Origin of the sequence: Inquilinus limosus MP06 (genome assembly GCF_000767795.1) — a bacterium.
GTDB lineage: Bacteria > Pseudomonadota > Alphaproteobacteria > DSM-16000 > Inquilinaceae > Inquilinus > Inquilinus limosus_E.
Window position 1 is genome coordinate 1 of the sequence record NZ_JANX01000054.1, and the last position, 18,805, is coordinate 18,805.

At 69.1% G+C, this 18,805-nt stretch carries 20 protein-coding genes; 13 read left to right on the forward strand and 7 right to left on the reverse strand.

The window, feature by feature from the left end; translation table 11 throughout:
• Positions 1-948: DNA repair protein RecN (locus P409_RS38735; protein ID WP_034833484.1), on the forward strand; the 948-nt coding region annotated here is incomplete at its 5' end.
• Positions 949-1,056: 108 nt separating this feature from the next.
• Positions 1,057-3,174, forward strand: coding sequence for an NAD-dependent DNA ligase LigA (gene ligA / locus P409_RS06930; RefSeq protein ID WP_034833488.1), 2,118 nt, complete (start codon positions 1,057-1,059; stop codon positions 3,172-3,174).
• Between the two features lie 111 nt (positions 3,175-3,285).
• Here the strand turns inward: ligA and P409_RS36075 are convergent, their stop codons facing one another.
• Both P409_RS36075 and P409_RS37815 read right to left on the reverse strand, forming a co-directional pair.
• Positions 3,286-6,084, reverse strand: a complete 2,799-nt coding sequence (locus P409_RS36075) for a M10 family metallopeptidase C-terminal domain-containing protein (RefSeq protein ID WP_152613264.1) — start codon at positions 6,082-6,084, stop codon at positions 3,286-3,288.
• A 392-nt stretch (positions 6,085-6,476) separates the two neighbouring features.
• A complete protein-coding gene (locus P409_RS37815) occupies positions 6,477-6,704 on the reverse strand; it encodes a hypothetical protein (RefSeq protein WP_152613265.1) in 228 nt (75 codons plus the stop codon).
• Here P409_RS37815 and P409_RS06940 point away from each other — a divergent pair.
• Positions 6,685-7,023, forward strand: coding sequence for a hypothetical protein (locus P409_RS06940; protein ID WP_034833493.1), 339 nt, complete (start codon positions 6,685-6,687; stop codon positions 7,021-7,023). The two genes, P409_RS37815 and P409_RS06940, sit on opposite strands and share 20 nt — an antisense overlap.
• Positions 7,024-7,123: 100 nt before the next feature.
• Positions 7,124-7,741: a hypothetical protein gene (locus tag P409_RS06945; RefSeq protein ID WP_152613266.1), complete on the forward strand. Its 618-nt coding sequence runs from the start codon at positions 7,124-7,126 to the stop codon at positions 7,739-7,741.
• 63 nt (positions 7,742-7,804) lie between these two features.
• Here P409_RS06945 and P409_RS06950 read toward each other — a convergent pair whose 3' ends face one another.
• A complete protein-coding gene (locus tag P409_RS06950) occupies positions 7,805-8,410 on the reverse strand; it encodes a DUF1349 domain-containing protein (RefSeq protein WP_052120126.1) in 606 nt (201 codons plus the stop codon).
• 227 nt (positions 8,411-8,637) lie between these two features.
• Between P409_RS06950 and P409_RS06955 the strand changes: the two genes are divergently transcribed.
• The 5 genes from P409_RS06955 (at position 8,638) to murA (ending at position 13,814) form a co-directional block, all read left to right on the forward strand.
• Positions 8,638-9,615 carry a Bug family tripartite tricarboxylate transporter substrate binding protein gene (locus P409_RS06955; protein ID WP_034833501.1) on the forward strand — a complete coding sequence of 326 codons (978 nt, stop codon included), beginning with the start codon at positions 8,638-8,640 and terminating at the stop codon, positions 9,613-9,615.
• 4 nt (positions 9,616-9,619) lie between these two features.
• A complete protein-coding gene (locus P409_RS06960) occupies positions 9,620-10,066 on the forward strand; it encodes a tripartite tricarboxylate transporter TctB family protein (protein ID WP_034833505.1) in 447 nt (148 codons plus the stop codon).
• Positions 10,067-10,074: 8 nt separating this feature from the next.
• On the forward strand, positions 10,075-11,574 hold the full coding sequence (locus P409_RS06965) for a tripartite tricarboxylate transporter permease (protein ID WP_034833508.1): 1,500 nt from the start codon (positions 10,075-10,077) through the stop codon (positions 11,572-11,574).
• A 61-nt stretch (positions 11,575-11,635) separates the two neighbouring features.
• Entirely contained in the window at positions 11,636-12,385 is a 750-nt protein-coding gene (locus P409_RS06970) for a metallophosphoesterase family protein (RefSeq protein WP_034833510.1), read from the forward strand.
• A gap of 91 nt (positions 12,386-12,476) precedes the next feature.
• Complete coding sequence (gene murA / locus P409_RS06975) at positions 12,477-13,814, forward strand: UDP-N-acetylglucosamine 1-carboxyvinyltransferase (protein WP_081991334.1); 1,338 nt, start codon at positions 12,477-12,479, stop codon at positions 13,812-13,814.
• A gap of 25 nt (positions 13,815-13,839) precedes the next feature.
• On the opposite strand, the gene P409_RS06980 is transcribed toward murA, so the two are convergent.
• Positions 13,840-14,196, reverse strand: a complete 357-nt coding sequence (locus P409_RS06980; RefSeq protein ID WP_034833529.1) for a response regulator — start codon at positions 14,194-14,196, stop codon at positions 13,840-13,842.
• A gap of 91 nt (positions 14,197-14,287) precedes the next feature.
• The gene (locus tag P409_RS06985) at positions 14,288-14,719 is read right to left on the reverse strand and encodes a hypothetical protein (protein ID WP_052120128.1); all 432 of its coding nucleotides are present in this window, start codon (positions 14,717-14,719) and stop codon (positions 14,288-14,290) included.
• 129 nt (positions 14,720-14,848) lie between these two features.
• On the opposite strand from P409_RS06985, the gene P409_RS06990 reads away from it, so the two are divergent.
• The 4 genes from P409_RS06990 (at position 14,849) to P409_RS07005 (ending at position 17,226) form a co-directional block, all read left to right on the forward strand.
• Positions 14,849-15,733 carry a LysR family transcriptional regulator gene (locus tag P409_RS06990; protein ID WP_052120129.1) on the forward strand — a complete coding sequence of 295 codons (885 nt, stop codon included), beginning with the start codon at positions 14,849-14,851 and terminating at the stop codon, positions 15,731-15,733.
• 233 nt (positions 15,734-15,966) lie between these two features.
• A complete protein-coding gene (locus tag P409_RS06995; RefSeq protein ID WP_034833512.1) occupies positions 15,967-16,494 on the forward strand; it encodes an invasion associated locus B family protein in 528 nt (175 codons plus the stop codon).
• A gap of 71 nt (positions 16,495-16,565) precedes the next feature.
• Positions 16,566-17,003 carry a PPC domain-containing DNA-binding protein gene (locus tag P409_RS07000; RefSeq protein ID WP_034833514.1) on the forward strand — a complete coding sequence of 146 codons (438 nt, stop codon included), beginning with the start codon at positions 16,566-16,568 and terminating at the stop codon, positions 17,001-17,003.
• Positions 17,004-17,025: 22 nt separating this feature from the next.
• A complete protein-coding gene (locus P409_RS07005; RefSeq protein WP_034833516.1) occupies positions 17,026-17,226 on the forward strand; it encodes a CsbD family protein in 201 nt (66 codons plus the stop codon).
• Between the two features lie 273 nt (positions 17,227-17,499).
• Here P409_RS07005 and P409_RS07010 read toward each other — a convergent pair whose 3' ends face one another.
• Both P409_RS07010 and P409_RS07015 read right to left on the reverse strand, forming a co-directional pair.
• Positions 17,500-17,919, reverse strand: coding sequence for a hypothetical protein (locus P409_RS07010; RefSeq protein ID WP_034833518.1), 420 nt, complete (start codon positions 17,917-17,919; stop codon positions 17,500-17,502).
• 126 nt (positions 17,920-18,045) lie between these two features.
• On the reverse strand, positions 18,046-18,805 hold a 760-nt coding region (locus P409_RS07015), incomplete at its 5' end, for an MmgE/PrpD family protein (protein WP_034833520.1).

Below are 18,805 nucleotides of genomic sequence, written 5' to 3' on the forward strand. Positions count from 1 at the left end.
GTGGCGGCGCAGCGGGCGCTGCAGCGCATCGCCGACCGCGCCGCCGGCCGCCTGGACCCGGTGCTGGAGCAGCTGGGCCGCGCCTTGGACGAAGCGGCGGAGGCCACGGCCGCGATCGAGCGCTTCTCCACCGACATCGATCTCGACGCCGGCGAGCTGGAGCGGCTCGAGGACCGGCTCTACGCGCTGCGCTCCCTGGCCCGCAAGCATGGGGTGGAGACCGAGGCGCTGCCCGGCCTGCGCCGGCAATTCGCCGAGCGGTTGGCGCTGGTCGAGGATCGGGCTGCCGTCCTGGCGCGCCTCGCCGCGGCCGCGGCCGAGACCCGCGCCGCCTATGTCCTGGCCGGCGAGGCGCTGTCCAAGGCCCGGCGCCGCGCCGCGTCGAAGCTGGATGCCGGGGTGAAGGCCGAGCTGCCGCCCCTGAAGATGGAGCGCGCCCGCTTCGTCACCGAGGTCGAGCGGCTGGCGGAGACGGAGTGGGGCCCGGCCGGGCTCGACCGCGTCACCTTCCTGGTCGCGGCCAATCCCGGCAGCCCGCCCGGTCCGATCGGCAAGATCGCCTCGGGCGGCGAGCTGGCCCGGTTCATGCTGGCGATCAAGGTGGTGCTGGTGCACCGGCGCGGCACGCCCGGCACCCTGCCGTCGATGATCTTCGACGAGGTCGATGCCGGCATCGGCGGCGCCGTGGCCGATGCGGTGGGCGAGCGGCTGAAGCGCCTGGGACAGCAGGTGCAGGTGCTGGTGGTCACCCACAGCCCGCAGGTGGCGGCCCGGGCCGACCATCACTGGCAGGTGCGCAAGGCCGATCGCGCCGGCGGGGTCGTCACCCAGGTCGCGCCGCTGACGGCGGAGGAGCGGCGCGAGGAGATCGCCCGCATGCTGTCCGGCGCGAAGATCACGGCGGAGGCCCGCGCGGCGGCCGACAGCCTGCTGGCCGCCCGGTCCTGATCGACGGATCTCGCGTGACCGGGGCTGCAACCATTAGGATTTCCGGATGAGTCGGCGGGCGAGGGCGGTGCTGCGGCATGCCCGGGCCGCCGGGTGAGGGAGGCGTTGATGAGCGACCAGGATCTGCGCGGCCGGCCGGTGGACGCGCTGACGCCCGAGGAGGCGGCGACGGAGCTGGAGGCGCTGGCGAAGGAGATCGCGGGCCATGACATCGCCTATCATCAGCACGACGCGCCGACGGTCTCGGACGCGGAATACGACGCGCTGCGCCGGCGCAATGCCGAGCTGGAAACGCTGTACCCCGAGCTGATCCGGCCGGACAGCCCGTCGGCCAAGGTCGGCGCGGCGCCGGCAGGGGGCTTCAGGAAGATCCGCCACGCCATCCCGATGCTGTCGCTCGGCAACGCCTTCACGCCGGAGGATGTGCACGACTTCCTGAGCTCGGTCCGGTCCTTCATCAAGGAGTTGCGCGACGATCCGGAGCGGCCGGTGGCGATCATGGCCGAGCCGAAGATCGACGGCCTGTCCTGCTCGTTGCGCTACGAGAAGGGGCGCTTGGTCCAAGCCGCGACCCGCGGCGACGGCAGCGAGGGCGAGGACGTCACCGCCAACGTCAAGACCATCAAGGACGTGCCGCAGCGCCTCAACGGCGACGCGCCGGACGTGCTGGAGATCCGCGGCGAGGTCTATATGGACCGCAGCGATTTCGCGGCGCTGAACGCCCGCCGGGCCGAGGCCGGGGAGCCGATCTTCGCCAATCCGCGCAACTCCGCCGCCGGCAGCCTGCGCCAGCTCGATCCCTCGATCACCGCGTCGCGGCCGCTGCGCTTCTTCGGCTACACCTGGGGTGAGGTGTCGGCGCCGCTGGGCAAGACCATCGCGGAGATCCGCCAGCGCTTCGCCGCCTGGGGCTTCCGTCTGAACGAGCCGTCGCGGCTGTGCCACAGCGCCGAGGAACTGCTGGCCTATTACGACGAGATCGGCGCGCTGCGGTCCAGCCTGCCCTTCGACATCGACGGCGTGGTCTACAAGGTCGACCGGCTGGATTGGCAGGAGCGGCTGGGTTTCGTCAGCCGGGCGCCGCGCTGGGCCACGGCGCATAAATTCCCGGCCGAGCAGGCACAGACCGTGCTGAAGGCGATCGACATCCAGGTCGGCCGCACCGGGTCGCTGACTCCGGTGGCGCGGCTGGAGCCGATCACGGTCGGCGGCGTCGTCGTCTCCAACGCCACGCTGCACAATGAGGACGAGATCAGGCGCAAGGACGTCCGGGTTGGCGACACGGTGGTGGTGCAGCGCGCCGGCGACGTCATCCCGCAGATCGTCCGGGTGATCCTGGAGCGCCGCCCCGAAGGGGCGATCGAATACGTCTTCCCGGAGACCTGCCCGGAATGCGGCAGCCTGGCCGTGCGGGAGGAGGGCGGGGCGATCCGCCGCTGCACCGGCGGCCTGATCTGCCCGGCCCAGGCGGTGGAGCGGCTGCGCCATTTCGTGTCCCGCAACGCCTTCGACATCGAGGGGCTGGGCGACAAGCACATCCGCGCCTTCTATGCCGACGGGCTGATCCGGACGCCGGGCGACATCTTCCGGCTCGAGGAAAAGGACAAGGCCAGCCTGACGCCGCTGCGCAATCGCGAGGGCTGGGGGCCGAAGAGCGCGCAGAAGCTGTTCGAGGCGATCGAGAGCCGGCGCACCATTCCGCTCGACCGCCTGATCTACGCCCTCGGCATCCGCCAGGTGGGTGAGGCGACGGCCAAGCTGCTGGCCCGGCACTATGGCAGCTTCGCGGCCTGGCGGGCCGGGATGGAGGCGGCGCAGGACCGCGACAGCGAGGCCTGGCGCGACCTGACCGCGATCGACCAGATCGGCCCGTCGGTGGCCGACGACCTGCTGGCCTTCTTCGCCGAGGAGCACAACCGCACGGTGCTGGACGATCTGGCGGCGCAGCTGACGGTCGAGGATTTCGTGCGGCCGCGCGCGACCTCCAGCGCCGTGGCCGGCAAGACCGTCGTGTTCACCGGCACGCTGGAGACGATGACGCGGCCGGAAGCGAAGGCGCGGGCGGAAGCCCTCGGCGCCAAGGTCGCCGGCTCGGTCTCCGGCAAGACCGACTATCTGGTGGTCGGCGCCGATGCCGGTTCCAAGGCCGCCAAGGCGCGTGAGCTCGGCGTCACCGCCCTGACCGAGCCGGAATGGATCGAGCTGATCGGCGGGACGGGAGCCTGATCGGCCGATATCGGCATCCCGGCGCGGCTGCCGGGGACGGAAAAGGGCCCGGGGTGATCCCCCGGGCCCCGCGAGTTTCCGATGTCCCCTAGGCTTCGTGTTTGAGACGGCTCACAGCACGAAGTCGGCGGCCACGAGGGCGATCGTGCCGGTGAGCTGGATGTGGAAGTCCGACACCTTGTCGCCGTTGACGTCGCCGGCGATGGTGGTGACGCCGCCGCTCGAGGCATAGCGCAGCTGCCCCGCGACGCCGGTATAGAGGCCGGTGCCGATGAAGGTGAAGGCCTGATCGCCGGCGACGCCGGCGTTGGCGTCGATCGCGCTCAGGTCGATGCGGTCGCCCTGGGCGTGGCTGAAGTCGGTGATCCGGTCGGCATTGGCCCCGACCACGCTGTCGCTGAGGGCGGCGTAGTAGAAACGGTCCGCCCCGGCGCCGCCGGTCAGCGTGTCCTTGCCGCCATTGCCGACGAGGACGTCGTTGCCGTTCCAGCCCTGCAGCGTGTTGGCGCCGGCATTTCCGGCCAGGCCGTCATTGCCCTGGCTGCCGGAGAGGTTCTCGATCCCGACCAGGATGTCGCCCGCAGCATCGCCGCCGCCGCCCGTGCCGGTGACGAGGCTGACCGAGATCGCGACCGAGCTGTCGAAGTAGCTGGCGGTGTCGATGCCGGTGCCGCCGTTGAGCGTGTCGGCCCCCGCCCCGCCGCGGAGCACGTCGTCGCCGGCTTCGCCCAATAGGGTGTCGTTGCCGCCGAGGCCGGATCCGGTGTCGTTGCCGGCGCCGAGGGTGAGGACGTTGTTCTCGCCGGAGCCGGTGATCTGGTCACCTTCATCCGTGCCGATGGCGTTCTCGACGCTCGACAGCGCGATCTCGCCGGATCCGGATCCCAGGATGTAGAAGACGCCGTCCTGCAGGTTGATATAGGCGGCGAAGGGCGTGAAGATCACGGTCGAGGTGTCGAAGGTATCGATGCCGGCGCCGCCGAAGAAGGCCTCGCCGACGCCGCCGCTCCAGCCGGTCTCGATATAGAACCGATCGTTGCCGTCATTGCCGTAGACCAGATCGACGCCGGATCCGGCCGTCAGCGTGTCGTTGCCGGCGCCACCCTGGATCAGGTCGTTTCCAGCGCCGCCGCTGACGACATCGTTGCCGGCGCCGCCTTGCAGGTTGTCGTCGCCGCTGTTGCCGTTGATCGTGTTGGCCGAGGCGTCGCCGATGATCGTGTCGGCCAGCTGCGTGCCGTTGACGTTCTCGACCCCGGTGATGGTGTAGGGACCGCCGAAGCTGGACACGAAGTCATAGGTCCCGCCGGCCAGGTCCACGGTCGACCCGTGCGACGCGTAGTTGCTGAGATCGAGCAGGTCGATGCCCGCGCCGCCGGTGGTGTTGTCGCCGAACTCGCCGTCGCGGACATAGAAGGTGTCGTTGCCGTCGCCGCCATTGACGGTATCGGTGGAGAAGCCGCCCTCGATCCAGTCATCGCCGGCGCCGCCATTGACCACGTCGATTCCGCTATCGCCGGTCAGGACATCGTTCCCGTTGCCGCCATTGACCGTGTCGTTGCCGTTATCGCCGTGGATGGTGTCGGTGCCGGCATTGCCGTTCAGGGTGTTGTCGGCGGCATTGCCCTGGATGGTGTCGTTGCCGGAGCCGCCATTGGCGTTCTCGATCAGCGACCGGACGTCCCCGTTATACTGCAGCGCGTTGAAGATGTTGCCGCGGGCAAAGCCGCCGTTCGGGCCGCCGCCGAGGAAGGCGAGCTGGGCCGAGGAGAAGACGGAGTAGCCGCCGGGATTCAGATCCAGGCTGAGATTGGTGGTGTAGTTCGACAGGTCGTAGGTGTCGATGCCGCCGCCGTCCCAGATCGTCGCGAAGATGCGGTTGCCGCCCGGATCGATGGCGAGGGAGCCGTTGACGAAGGTGTCGCCGCCGCTCGGGCTCCAGGTGTAGACCGTGTCAGTGCTGTTGGTGGTGAAATCCGCGCCGTACATGTATTGCAGCGCGGCGATGTCCAGCATCATGAAGGTCTGAGGGGCGCCCCAGGTCTCGTAATTGTAGCCGCTGGTGTCGTCGCCGATGAAGGTGCGGTACGTCATCACCGAGAATTCGAGCGAATCGACATTGCTCGGCAAGGCGCCGTAGACGCCGGTCTCCTGGCCGTGCTTGAGGCCCAGCGCGTGGCCGAGCTCGTGGATCACCGTGTGCCAGTCGTAGTTGCCGGCGATCGGCATGTCGCCGCTGGGCCCGAAGAAGGCGTCGCCGCCATAGACCTGGTTGGCCGGGTAGTAGGCGTAGGCCGTGCCCGGGTCGGTGGTGTTGACGACGCGGATCGTGCCGGCCCCGGAGCCGCTGCCGGCATAGTCGATGCCGAGATTGGTGAAGCCTTCGACGCCGAAGCCACCGGCGCCGATGGGCTGCGTGAAGATCGCGGAGTTGAGCGCGAAATGGACGGCGATCATCTGCTGCGCCGTCATCTGATGGAAGCCGGTGAAGGCTTCGGGATGGCCGGCCTGGTAGTCGCTGACCGCATCCGGATCGCTGTAGGTGATGAAGCCGTCGGCCCAGCGGACGCCGGCCAGGATGCCGTCGATGTTCTGGTTGCCGGACGCGGCCACGGCCACGGTGGTGTCGGCCGAGCCGTTCTCCTCCGGCTTCGGCGCGCCGGTCGTGGTGCTGGTGGTGGGGGCTGGGACGACGAATCCGTCGGACCGGTCGCCGATCGCCGCACGGATGGAATCGGCCACGGGGCCGCCACCGGCGAGGATCGCGTCCAGCCGGGGTGCGTCGAACATCGTGTTGTGGATCGTCAGGTCGTCCGACAGCTTCCAAAGCGGCGACCCGCTCAGCGGGGTATGGAAAAGATCGTCGGTCGAGGTCAGCAGATTTGAGTCAGAAAATGGCAAAGACGTCATATCGGGTCTCCCCTAACGTGGTGAAGATCCGCAACCCTTCAGTGATGTCCGCAACATTTTTGATCGATCTATGATCGTTTGAGCTCCGAGCTGTTCCGTGATCGCAGATGCTCGGGCCCACATTGCTTGTGGCATGGAACCTTGTCGCGAAGATGTCGTGACTTTGTCCGGTTTGGGAAAAGGACGAGTCTCGATCCTACCTCATCGCAAGATGTCCCAATGGAAACGATCTTTTCCTATTCTTGTCATTGTAGATAAATTTCTTAACGATGTCAAGAAGTTCAAGGAAATGGAATTGTATGATCAAATAGACAGTTTGGAGCATGAATAGTGTTGACTGATTTCCTAGAGTTTTCGTTGAAACGGCCTCACGGATTTGCCATATTCCAAGTCTATCCTCCAGGTGCTTGCCTTTCGCATGCGGTCGAATTGACGGCGAGGCGCAGGATGCGTGCGGCCAGATCGACGGGAACAATGAAAGTCCTGGGCAGGTTCGCGATGCCGCCGGCATTGCTGATATCGTTCGTATCATTGTCCTGCCGGGCAGACAGCGGCGATTGCTGGAATAATGGCGCTGTTCTGGCTCGCGAGGGCGGATGGATGTCGGCCCAATCCGTCATGGCGCCCCCGCCGGACGAGGCGCTGGTGATCGCACAGGAATTCCAGGGCGCCGTCGACGAAGGCTCGAATGCGGCGCTGATCCGCTTCATCGCCCGCCATCCCGACCGCGCCCTGGCGGACGAGGCGCGCCGGCGCCTGGCGCTGCGGACGGCGCCGGACGGGCGGCCTCTCGCCGGCGATCCGGACGCGGCGGTCTATGCCGCCTTCGATGCTGCCCGCCGCGCCGGCACGGCCCAGGCCTATCGGGACTTCGCCTGGACCTATGCCGGCCATCCGTTGGCGGCGGAGGCGGAGCGGCAGGCCGGCGGCCTGCCGTGACTGATCGGGCCGGGCTTCGCCGCGGTCGGAAGCGTGCCGGGCCTTGCATTCCGTCCCAAACGGCGCACCATTGTCCCATGTGGCCAAGGAGGAGGCTGCTTTGGGAAACGCTCATCTGGAGAAGTGGCGGTCCCTGGTCGACGAGTTCAGGGACAGGGCCCGGCAACTCGAGCGGGACGAGCGGAACGCGTGTCCGGCCTGCACCGCGGAAGAACGCGCCAGGGTGTCCGAGGCGCAGCATTTCATGGAGAGCAGCGGCATCGGCGACGCGCTGGCCGCCCTGGTGTGGGATGTCCGCCGGTTCGTCGCCTGGTCCTGTCATGCCAAGGACCGCTCGGTGCCGTCCGAATACACCGACCTCGAGATGGTCGCCGACAACATGAAGGACTTCGCCGCGCGCTTCGCTTATCGGGGCCGTCGCTACGGCGTCACCTTCAAGGAGTTCACCTCGTCCCATCCGGACCCGCATGCCGACAGCCGTGGCGAGGCCTATCTGTCGGCGGCCGGCGTGGTTGTGCTCGGGGTGGCCATGACCAGCCGGCCGGGTGCCGCCTATGACGACTGGCGGCCGACCACGATCGAGGCCTTCCGGCCCGGCAGTTGGATCCCCGATCTGCTGGAGATGCACCGGGAACACCAACGGGCCCTGCAGGCGTGCGAGGCGAAGGCGCGGGATGAGATCACCAGCCGGCGGGCCGCGATGATCTCGCTGGAGTGAGGCAGGAGGCGCTTCCAGGAGCGCCCGCCAAAGTGTCCGTTCGAGCCCGGTTTGGGACGCGTCCTACGGCCGGGTGATCCGCAGATGGGCGAACCGCGCCTCGTAGCCCGCAGCCTTCGGACTGCAGGCGTAGAGGCCGGCCAGCACCGGGCCGGCGCCGTCATCGGCGTGCAGCCGGGCGATGCGCAGCTGCACCCAGCGGTCGTCGCCCTCCGGCGCCGCCTCGACGATGTAGTCGGCGCCGGTGCGGCGGATGCGGAAGCCGATGGCACCGCCCGGCCGGGTCGCTACGTCCTGGGTCGACCAGTCGGACCAGCCGGCATTGGTGACCACGGCGCCGAGGCGGCTGTGCGCCGCCGTCTCGAACTCGACCGAGGTCTTGATCCAGCTCTCCGGCGACAGGCGGATGATCAGCCCGGCCTGATCGTACTGATGCAGGGGACTGCCGCGCACCGCCGTTTCCATCACGAAGTCGTCAGCCACCGGCAGCGCCAGCACATGGCCGTTGTCGACCCGGAAGCCGTAATGCGTGCCCTGCCAGAAATCAGTCCCGGCCGCCGTGCGCAGCCGCAGCCCCTCCGGCCCGACCGACCAGTCCGGCGGCGGGTTGGTCCAGGCCAGGCGCGGGTCGAGGGACGGGGACAGGAAGCTCTCGTTCAGGATGTCCACTGCGTCGCTCCCTCGCTCATTGCCGCGCCATCAGACGCGAGCCCGGCCGGGCGGGCAAGAGGCATGATCTAGCGACGGATAGGCTTCGAGATCCCCTGGATTGATACGCATCGAGCATCGATCGATGCCGTCTTGGACATGGAGTCGGATCGGTGTCCTCCGTACCGTCCGCGTAAGCCCGCCGCAAGACAGGCGACCGAGACGTTCCATCAGGGGGAGGACCAACCATGCTCACCAGACGCAGCGCGCTCGCGCTCGCCGCCGGCCTTGCCATGCTCGGGACCGTCGCCGGCCCGGCCGCCGCACAGAATTTCGAACGCACCGTCCGCATCATCGTCCCCTACGCGCCGGGCGGCACCTCCGACACCCTGGCGCGCATCATCGCGCCGAAGCTCTCCGAGGCTATCGGCCAGACCGTGGTGGTGGAGAACAAGCCCGGTGCCGCCGGCAATATCGGCGCCGACGCCGTGGCCAAGGCAGACCCGGACGCGCATACGCTGCTCCTGGCCGATGTCGGCTCGATCGCCACCGCGCCGGGCCTGTTCAAGGACTTGTCCTACGATCCGCTGAAGGATCTGGCGCCGGTCGGGATGATCATGTTCGTGCCCTATGTGCTGGCGGTGAACAAGGACCTGCCGGTGACCAATGCGGCCGAGCTGGTCGACTATGCCAAGGCCAATCCCGGCAAGCTGGCGGTGGCCAATTCCGGCATCGGCGGCGTCAACCACATCACCGCCGTCGCCATGGCCAAGGACCTCGGCATCCAGTGGAAGACCGTGCCCTATCGCGGCGGCTCCGCGGCCACCCAGGCCGTGGTGTCGGGCGAGAGCAAGGTCATCATCAACGGCGCCACCGCGACCCTGCCCTTCGTCGCCAACGGCCAACTGCGCGGCATCGCGGTGACCGGCCAGGACCGGATCGCCAGCGCGCCGGACATCCCGACCTTCACCGAGGCCAAGCTGCCCTCCGCCGATGTCGGGTCCTGGCAGGGCCTCTTGACCACCGCAGGCTCGCCGCCCGCCCTGGTCGACAAGCTGAACCAGGCGCTCGGCGAGATCCTGAAGCAGCCGGAGGTGGCGGAGCGGATCGCCCAGCAGGGCGGCCGGGTGGTCGCCGGCCCGCCGGCGGATCTCGGCTCCTGGCTCGCCACCAACACCGCGGCCTGGGGCAAGGTGATCGCCGACGCCGGCATCAAGGGCGAGTGACGGGGTGACGCGCATCAACTGGCCGGACCTGCTGTTCGGCCTCTTCCTCTGCGCCGTGGCGGCCGTCGTCCTGGTCGCCATCCGCAAGCTCGGCTTCGGCAGCCCTGCCGATATGGGGCCAGGCTTCATGCCGCGGGTGCTGTCGGTCGGCGCCGCCGGCTTCGGCCTGGTCTTCGCCCTGCGCAGCCTCGTCGCCGGCCACGAAGGCATCGAGGCGCCGAAGCTGCGGCCGATCCTCGGCATCCTCGCCGCCGTCGCTGTCTTCGCCCTGCTCGCCGCCAAGGCCGGGCTGGCCATTGCCGCCTTCGCCACGGTGGTCGTCGCCGGTCTCGCCAGCCGGGAGACGCGGCTGCGCGAGACCGTCGTCTTCGCCGTCGCGCTCGCCGCCGGCGCTGTGATCCTGTTCATCGTGCTGCTGGACCTGCCGGTGCCGGTCTGGCCGCGTTTCTAGGCCGCGCCATGGACCTGTTCGACAACCTGCTCCTCGGCCTGACCACGGCGCTGCAGTGGCAGAACCTGGGGTACTGCCTGTTCGGCGTGCTGATTGGCACGGCGATCGGCGTGCTGCCCGGCATCGGGCCGATCCCGACCGTGGCGCTCCTGCTGCCCTTCACCTTCGGGCTCGATCCCTCCTCGGCCTTCATCATGCTCGCCGGCATCTTCTACGGCGCGCAATATGGCGGCTCGACCACGGCGATCCTGGTCAACGTGCCGGGAGAGACCTCATCGGTCGTCACCTGCCTCGACGGCCACCAGATGGCGCGGCAGGGCAAGGCCGGCCTCGCGCTGGCCATCGCCGCCATCTCCTCCTTCTTCGCCGGCTCGGTGGCGACGGTGGTGATCGCACTGCTGGCCCTGCCGCTCGCCGCCCTGGCGCTGCAGTTCACCGCGGTCGAGTATTTCAGCCTGCTGGTCCTCGGCCTGATCGCGGCGGTGATCCTGGCGCATGGCTCGGTGGCCAAGGCGCTGGCCATGGTGGTGCTCGGGCTGCTGCTCGGGACCGTCGGCATCGACGTCTCCTCCGGCGCCTCGCGCCTGACCTTCGGCATTCCGGAGCTGGGCGACGGGCTCGACTTCGTGCCGATCGCCATGGGCCTGTTCGGCCTCGGCGAGATCATGGCCAATCTCGACCGGCCGCAGCCGCGCCAGCTGGTCAGCAGCAGGGTGCGCGACCTGATGCCCCGCTGGGCCGATCTGCGCCAGGCCTTCCCGGCGATGGTCCGCGGCACCGCCATCGGCTCCTTCCTCGGCGTGCTGCCCGGGGGCGGGGCGGCGCTGCCGCCCTTCACCGCCTATGCCATGGAGAAGAAGCTGGCGCGCGACCCCGGCCGCTTCGGCAGGGGCGCGATCGAGGGCGTGGCCGGCCCGGAGGCGGCGAACAATGCCGGGGCGCAGACCAGCTTCATCCCGCTGCTGACGCTCGGGATACCATCCAACGCCCTGATGGCGCTGATGATCGGGGCGCTGATGATGCATGGCATCCAGCCCGGGCCGCAGATCATGACCGAGCAGCCGCAACTGGTCTGGGGCGTGGTCGCCAGCATGTGGGTCGGCAATCTGATGCTGCTGGTGATCAACCTGCCGCTGATCGGGATCTGGATCTCGATGCTGAAGATCCCCTACCGGCTGATGTTCCCGGCCATCGTGCTGTTCTGCTGCATCGGCACCTACGGCATCGCCAACAGCATGTTCAATGTCTGGCTGATGCTGGGCTTCGCATTGGTCGGCTACTTCTTCGTCAGGGTGAAGGCAGAGCCGGCACCGCTCTTGCTCGGCCTGGTGCTGGGACCGCAGCTGGAGGAGAACTTCCGCCGCGCCATGCTGCTGTCGGACGGCGACTTCACCGTGTTCGTGACCCATCCGATCAGCGCCGTGCTGCTCGCCGTCGTGGCGATCCTGCTGCTGGCGATGCTGGTCCCGGCGGTCACGCGCAAGCGCGAGCAGGCGCTGGCGGAATAGCCTTTCCCTCGGCGGGCGGGGACGGCATCGTGGCCGCCCCACCCATCGCCGCAGGTCCCCGATGCGCCTCGCCGTCCTCGCCGACATCCACGGCAACCTCCCGGCTCTTGAGGCCGTGCTGGCCGATCTCGGCCGCCGCGGCGCCGACGCCTTCGTCAATCTCGGCGACTGCGTCTCCGGGCCGCTCTGGCCGCGCGAGACGCTGGACCTGCTGGTCGCGAAGGACTGGCCGACCGTGCGCGGCAATCATGACCGCTGGGTCTGGGAGGACGGAGACGACTCGCCGCAGAGCTCCGACGGCTACGCCCGCCGCGAGGTGGGCGCCGCCGGCCGGGCGTGGCTCGGCGCCCTGCCGGTGCGGCTGGAGCTGCCGGGCGGCATCACCGCCTTCCACGCCCGGCCGGAGGACGACAACGCCTATCTGCTGGAGGACGTCGAGGCCGGCCGGCTGGTCCGCGCCCCGGCCGACGCCATCGCCGCGCGGCTCGGCGACGTCTCCGGTCCGGTGGTGCTGTGCGGCCACAGCCATCTGCCGTGGCTGCTGCGCCTGCCGGATGGGCGCTGGATTCTCAATCCCGGCAGCATCGGCGCCCCGGCCTATGACGACCCGACGCCGCCGGCCCATGTCTCCGAATCGGGATCGCCCGCCGCGCGCTACGCGATGCTGGAGCTGGACGGAGAACGGGTGGCGGCGGAGCTGATCGCCATCCCCTATGACCATGATCGTGCGGCCCGCCGGGCGGCCGAGAACGGCCGCCCCGACTGGGCGCACCAGCTGGCGACCGGCTTCTCCCGACCGTCCGGATCCTGACTCGTTCCGGTTCCGGCTGGACCACCGCATACCCGGTCGTGCTATCCCGGCGGCAACGATGTCGTGATCAAGGTTGCGGAGCCGGGTGCCCATGTCGCGTGCAAATGTCGTGTCGTTCCGTCGGGCGGCGCCGTGGTGGACCGCCTCTGCGGCCGGCCGGCTGGAGATCGACGGCGGCGTGCCCCTGAAGGGCGAGATCGCCGTCGCCGGCGCCAAGAACGCGGCCCTGCCGCTGATGGTCTGCGCCGCCCTGACCGACGAGCGGCTGACGCTGCGCAACCTGCCGCGGATCCTCGACGTCGCCATCCTGGCCGGCATCCTGGCCGAGCTCGGCTGCGAGGTGTCCTGGGACGAGAGCGGCCCGGCCCTGTCCGGCACCATGGGCGGCGCCGGCTTCGGCACCGGCCGGGTCGATTCGGCGCTGGTCGCCCGCATGCGCGCCTCCTTCCTGATCGCCGGCGCGGCGCTGGCCCGGCTGGGCCGCATCGCCCTGCCGCTGCCGGGCGGCGACGCCATCGGCCTCAGGCCGGTCGACTTCCACCTCGCCGGCTTCCGCCAGATGGGGGCGACCGCCGAGATCGAGGGCGGCGAGGTGGTGCTGAGCGCGCCGGGCGGGCTGCGCGGCGCCGCCATCGTGCTGCCCTTCCCCTCGGTCGGCGCCACCCAGAACCTGATGCTGGCGGCGACGCTGGCGAAGGGCGAGACCAGCATCACCAACGCCGCGCGCGAGCCGGAGGTGACGGACCTGGCCCGCTGCCTCGCGGCGATGGGTGCCCGTATCGACGGCATCGGCACCGACACGCTGCACATCACCGGCGTCGACCGGCTGCATGGCGCCAGCTACGACGTGCTGCCGGACCGGATCGAGCTGGGCACCTTGATCTGCGCCGCCGCGGCCACCGGCGGGGAGCTGCGGCTGGCCGGCGCCTCCGCCGAGCTGCTCAGCGCCGCCCTGCCGGTGTTCGAAGGGGCGGGGATCGAGATCGTGGCGGCGGACGGCGCCATCACCGCCCAGCGCGGCGCCGGCGGGCTGGTCGGGGTCGACATCATGACCCAGCCCTATCCCGGCTTCGCCACCGACCTGCAGCCCCAGGCCATGGCGCTGCTGTCCTGCGCCGAGGGCGCGGCGATGATCACCGAGACGCTGTTCGAGAACCGCTTCCGCCATGTGCCGGAGCTGCAGCGCATGGGCGCCAACATCCGGGTGGTGCGCAACCATGCCGTGATCCGCGGTGTCCCGGCGCTGCACGGGGCGGAGGTGACGGCGACCGACATCCGCGCCGGCGCCGCCCTGCTGATCGCCGCGCTGGGGGCCGAGGGCACCAGCACGCTGCACGGGGTCGAGCATGTCGACCGCGGCTATGACAGCCTGGTCGACCGGCTGCGCCGCTGCGGCGCCCGGATCCGGCGGGCCGACGCCGCCGGCTGACGGCCGGGCAGGGTGCCCGTACGCATCAGGAATGCAGGCTGTCCTCCCGGATGTGGCTTTCGATGGTCTCGGGATCATAGGGCTTCGGGATCACGGACCGGGCGCCCAGAGTCCGCGCTGCAGGCTCCGACGCTTCCGGGTCCGCCGAGGTGACGATCACCGTGATCCCCGGCCGCTCATCCCGCACCCACCGGGCGAGGTCGAGGCCATTCAGGACGCCCGGCATCCTTGCATCTGTGAGGACGACGTCGACCGGCGTCCCGGTCATCAGGATCCGGATTGCGTCCGAGGCACAGCCCGCAGCCGAAACCACGAAGCCGCGATGTTCGAGAAAGGACGCGATCGAGGACCGCAGGAAGGCATCATCCTCGACCACCAGCACGGCGGTCGATGGGGCGGCGGTGTGGTCCGTGTCCGGCTGTGTGCCCATCCGGCAGCTCCATCCAGCGGTTCACTGACGATCGGCGGCCCGCCTAGCGGATGGCCGTGGCGGCATCGGCCTTGTCGTTGGTCGCCTGCTGCTCCTTTGCCGGCAGCTTCGCGTCGCCGAGCTTCTTGACGCAGAGCGAGATCGCCTCGGTTGTCGGCTTGCCATCGGCACCGATCTTCGCCCAGCCGCCATCCTTGATGAAATCGTTGCGGCGCCAGCTGCTCGTGTCCTTGAACGAGGCCAGTTGCTTCGGAGCGTCCGGGGCATCCAGGAAATTGGCGACGCAGACATCAGCCACCACCTCCGCCCGCGCCTGCCGGGCCATGTCCCGGGCCGAGCCGCCCGTCACCCAGCCGCCCCAGATGAAGCCGATCAGCATCGTCAGGGCGCTGACGGCGACCCATGACCAGAAGACCGTCGCTTTCGACGGCCGATAGTTGCGCCAGCGGTCTCCCAGCGTCGTCGTGTCCGCCATCTCCGAACCTCCTGTGCCGATGCGCGCATATTGGCTGCGCGGCGTTTGGGAACCATCGATTGCGCGCAGATGCCGCTATGACAAGCGAAATTGATTGACTGATGACTGCAGTATTTTTGCTATATGAACATGGATATCCGGCTCGCGCAGACCTTCCTCGAAATCGTGAATGCCGGCAGCTTTGTCCGCGCGGCGGAGCGGCTGAACGTGGCGCAGACGACCGTGGGGGCGCGCATCCGGCTGCTGGAAAGCCAACTGGGACGGGCGCTGTTCGTGCGCAGCAAGTCCGGCGCGGCCTTGACTCCGGCGGGAGAGCAGTTCCTGCGCCACGCGCCCTCGCTGGTGCAGATGTGGCGGCATGCCTGCGAGCAGATGGCTCTGCTCGAAACGGGTCGGACGCTCCTGGCCTTCGGCGGCGAATTCAGCCTGTGGAATCCGCTGCTGCTGAACTGGCTGCTGGAGATGCGGCGCAGCGCCCCTCAGGTCGCGATCCGGACCGAGATCAGCATCGCCGGTGAGCTGATGCGGCAGATCGCGGAGGGGCTGCTGCACATCGCGGTCATGCATCAGCCCCAGCAACTGCCCGGCCTGCGTATCGAGGAACTGCTGACGGAGAAGCTGATCTGCGTGACCACGCACCAGGAGACCGACCTGGACAATTCCGGCTACGTCTATGTCGATTGGGGGCCGCGCTTCTCCGCCAGCCACAACATGAATTTCCCGGACCTGGTGAATCCCGGCCTTCTGGTCGATCTCGGCCCGCTGGGGCTGAGCTTCGTCCTCAAATGCGGTGGATCGGGATATTTCCGGGCCCGGGCGGCGCAGCCCTATCTGAAAGCCGGGCGGCTCCGCCTGGTGCCGCGGGCGCCCGAATTCTCCTACCCCGTCCATGTGGTCTACCAGGAAAGCGCTGACCGCACGGTGCTGGAGCCGGCTCTGGAGGCGCTGCGGACCGTGGCCGCCGAGGCGGAGGAATGGCCGATCCGATGGGGTGAAGACGGCACGGACGACTGACGGCGAAGCACGCCGACGCATGCCCCGGGAGGAATGATCGCGGAGCTTCCGCGCGTCTTCGTCCGGCTGCCCGGCCGCGCGTGACGCGCCCCGCGGCAGCGTGCGGATGTCGGGGCGGCCGGATTGTCCTGCAACTATATGGGGAATATTAAGGCTTTACGGGATCATTTTCATATACTAGTCCAGCTTGGCTGCCTCGCAGCGGGACCTGAAACATTCAAACAGATTGGATCATGTCGAAGCTTCGAAACGCATTCGCGCTCGCCGCCATTGTCGCCGCATCCGCCGTCTGGGGGGCGGCGACCCCGCTGTCGGCCCGGGATGTCCGCTATATTGCCACGCATGGGGACTGGTCTTCCTTCCAGGCCGCCGATGCCGGCGGGACCGTGTGCTACGCCGCCAGCCGGCCGACGGAGCTGCGGCCGGCCAATGTGCGGCACGGCGACATCTATCTCCTGGTCACCGACCGGCCGGCCGAGAACAGCAGCGACGTCGTCAGCCTGGTGGCCGGATACGCCTACAAGGCCGGCAGCGAGGTCACCGCGATCATCGGCGACCAGCGCTTCCGGATGTTCACCAAGGGCGACACGGCCTGGTCGATCAGCACCCGGACGGATCATGCCCTGGTCGCGGCGATGAAGGCGGGCGCGACCATGCTGGTGAAGGCGGTCTCGGCCCGGGGCACCAACACGGCCTACACCTTCTCCCTGGCGGGCGTGACCGCGGCGCTGCGGGACGTCGACACCGCCTGCGACGCCTGAGGCTCGTCGCCGCGCCGGAACGCATCGCTTCGGCGGCCCGTTGGCCCTGAGGAGTGCCATGGGAGCGGCGGATGAACGTCAAGCAGCTGCATGCGGCCGACGGTCAGCGGGTCTTCGCCGTCATCCTCGAGACCGGGGAGGCGGTGATGGAGTGCCTGCAGCGCTTCGCCGAAGCGGAGCGGCTGACCGCCGCCCAGATCACCGGCATCGGCGCCTTCAGCGAGGCCGGGCTGCGCTATTTCGACTGGGAGCGGAAGGAGTACCTGCCGATCCCGGTGCAGGAGCAGGTCGAGGTGGCGTCGCTGATCGGCGATGTCGCGGTGTCGCCCGAGGGCAAGCCGGCGCTGCATGTGCATCTGGTGCTGGGCCGCCGCGACGGTACCGCCCTGGCCGGCCATCTGGCCGAGGCCCGGGTGCGGCCGACACTGGAGCTGATCGTCACCGAATCCCCGGCGCATCTGCGGAAGGCGCTCGATCCGGAAAGCGGGCTCGCTTTGATCCGGACCTGACCTCTCGAGACAGGAGATCGCGATGAACTGGGACCAGATTTCAGGCCAGTGGAAGCAGATGAAGGGCAAGGCCAAGGTGCAGTGGGGCAAGCTGACCGACGACGACCTCGACGTGCTCGACGGCCGGCGCGACCAGCTGGTGGGCCGCGTCCAGGAGCGCTACGGCATCGCCAGGGACGAGGCCGAGCGCCAGGTCGACGACTGGTCGCGCGGCCTGAACTGACCTTCAGAGCGCGCGGACTCAGGATCGGGCCGGCTTTCGCCGGCCCGTTTCTGTCTGTTGGATCACATCAGCGCGACCGGCTGAGAACGGCGCGATGTCGAGCATCTTTGCGTGGCCTCTCCCGCAAGCGAGACCCTTTCAGAATTGCCGACACCGTCATTGCGAGCGCGGCGAAGCAATGACGGCAAAGGGAAGGGTTATGAAAAAGCCCCGCGAGCGGGAGAGGCAAAGCCAATGCGGCCCCTCTACGTGATCTGCTCGCCATCACGTGCTCTATGCGATCGGCTTCGCCCGGTCCGGCCGCGCGGCGTTGATCCGCCGCAGTACCAGGTCGCGGTCCTCGCGCACCTGAATCTCGCGGCCCCGCGCCAGCAGCACCGTGCGTGCTTTCGGATGATGCCAGCTCTGCGGCGCCCGCACCGCCTCGACCCGGGCGGCGACGATGTGCACCGGCGTACCGGACGGCGTGGTCAGCCGGGCGACCACGACGCCGTTGCCCAGCTTCTTCAGCACCGTGGTCAGCGAGTCGACCAGATAGGCCTCCTGCTCGGTCGCGGCGGTGCCGAAGTCGATCTTGGTGCGGCCGGGGATCTCGCCCGACCGATAGGATTCGCGGATGAAGACGATGTCGCCCTTCGGGATCGACACGGCGCCGCCCTGGTCGTCCGTCCCGGTCAACACGGCCTTGACCATGGGTCCCTCCCAGCTTGCGGTCGGTTCCTGGCGGAACCTGTTGCCGGAAGGATGGAATCAACCGGCGGCGGGATGCAAGACCTTGCGGACCCTGGCAAAACCGCCCGCCAGTGGAGACCCGCCCGATCAGCCCCGGAAGCGGGCGAGGGCGGAGAGGTCGGCGGCGCCGAAGGCGTCCCGGCACCAGCGCCGCGCGGCCTCGGCCTGCTCGTCGTCCCAGCCGCCATAGCGCAGATTGTCCAGCGCCTTGGCCTCCAGCTCCGCGTCGCTCAGCGGTTCGCGAGCGCCGCCGCGCAGATGCGGCTGCCGGATCTCCACCACACGCCCGTCGGCCAGCGTGGCGGCGAGGTGGCCGGTGAAGTTCTTCGGATACTCGTCCGCCGGGTCGATGCGGTAGCGGATCTTGGCGGCCAGGGCCAGCACCTGCGGGTCGCGGATCCGCGCCTCGGTGAACTGGCCGAATCCGGCCCGCCCGTCGAAGAAGCCGACCGCCATGCAGAAAGGGGTGCTGAACTTGGCGGCATAGGGCGTGGGCGGCCGGTGCTTCACCGCCAGGTCCTCCCACAGCCGGTGCACCGTGCCCTCGCCGACATTGCAGGTGATCGAGACGATCTCCTCCGCCCGCACGCCCTGCCGCGCCAGCCGGATGGCGCAGTCGATGAAGGGCTGGGTCATGGTCCCGCAGGCATAGGGCTTGAAGGCGATGCCGGCCATCACCCAGTCCCGGCCCAGCCCGTCCAGCAGCGGCGCGAAATCGGGCTGCCGCGACGGCGCGAAGGCCTTGTAGAAGCCGTGCACGCCCTCCAACACCGTGCGCGGGCCGGTGAAGCCGCCGCGCGCCATCAGCGCCGCGCGCAGGCCGGACTGGGCGGCCCAGCCGGGATGC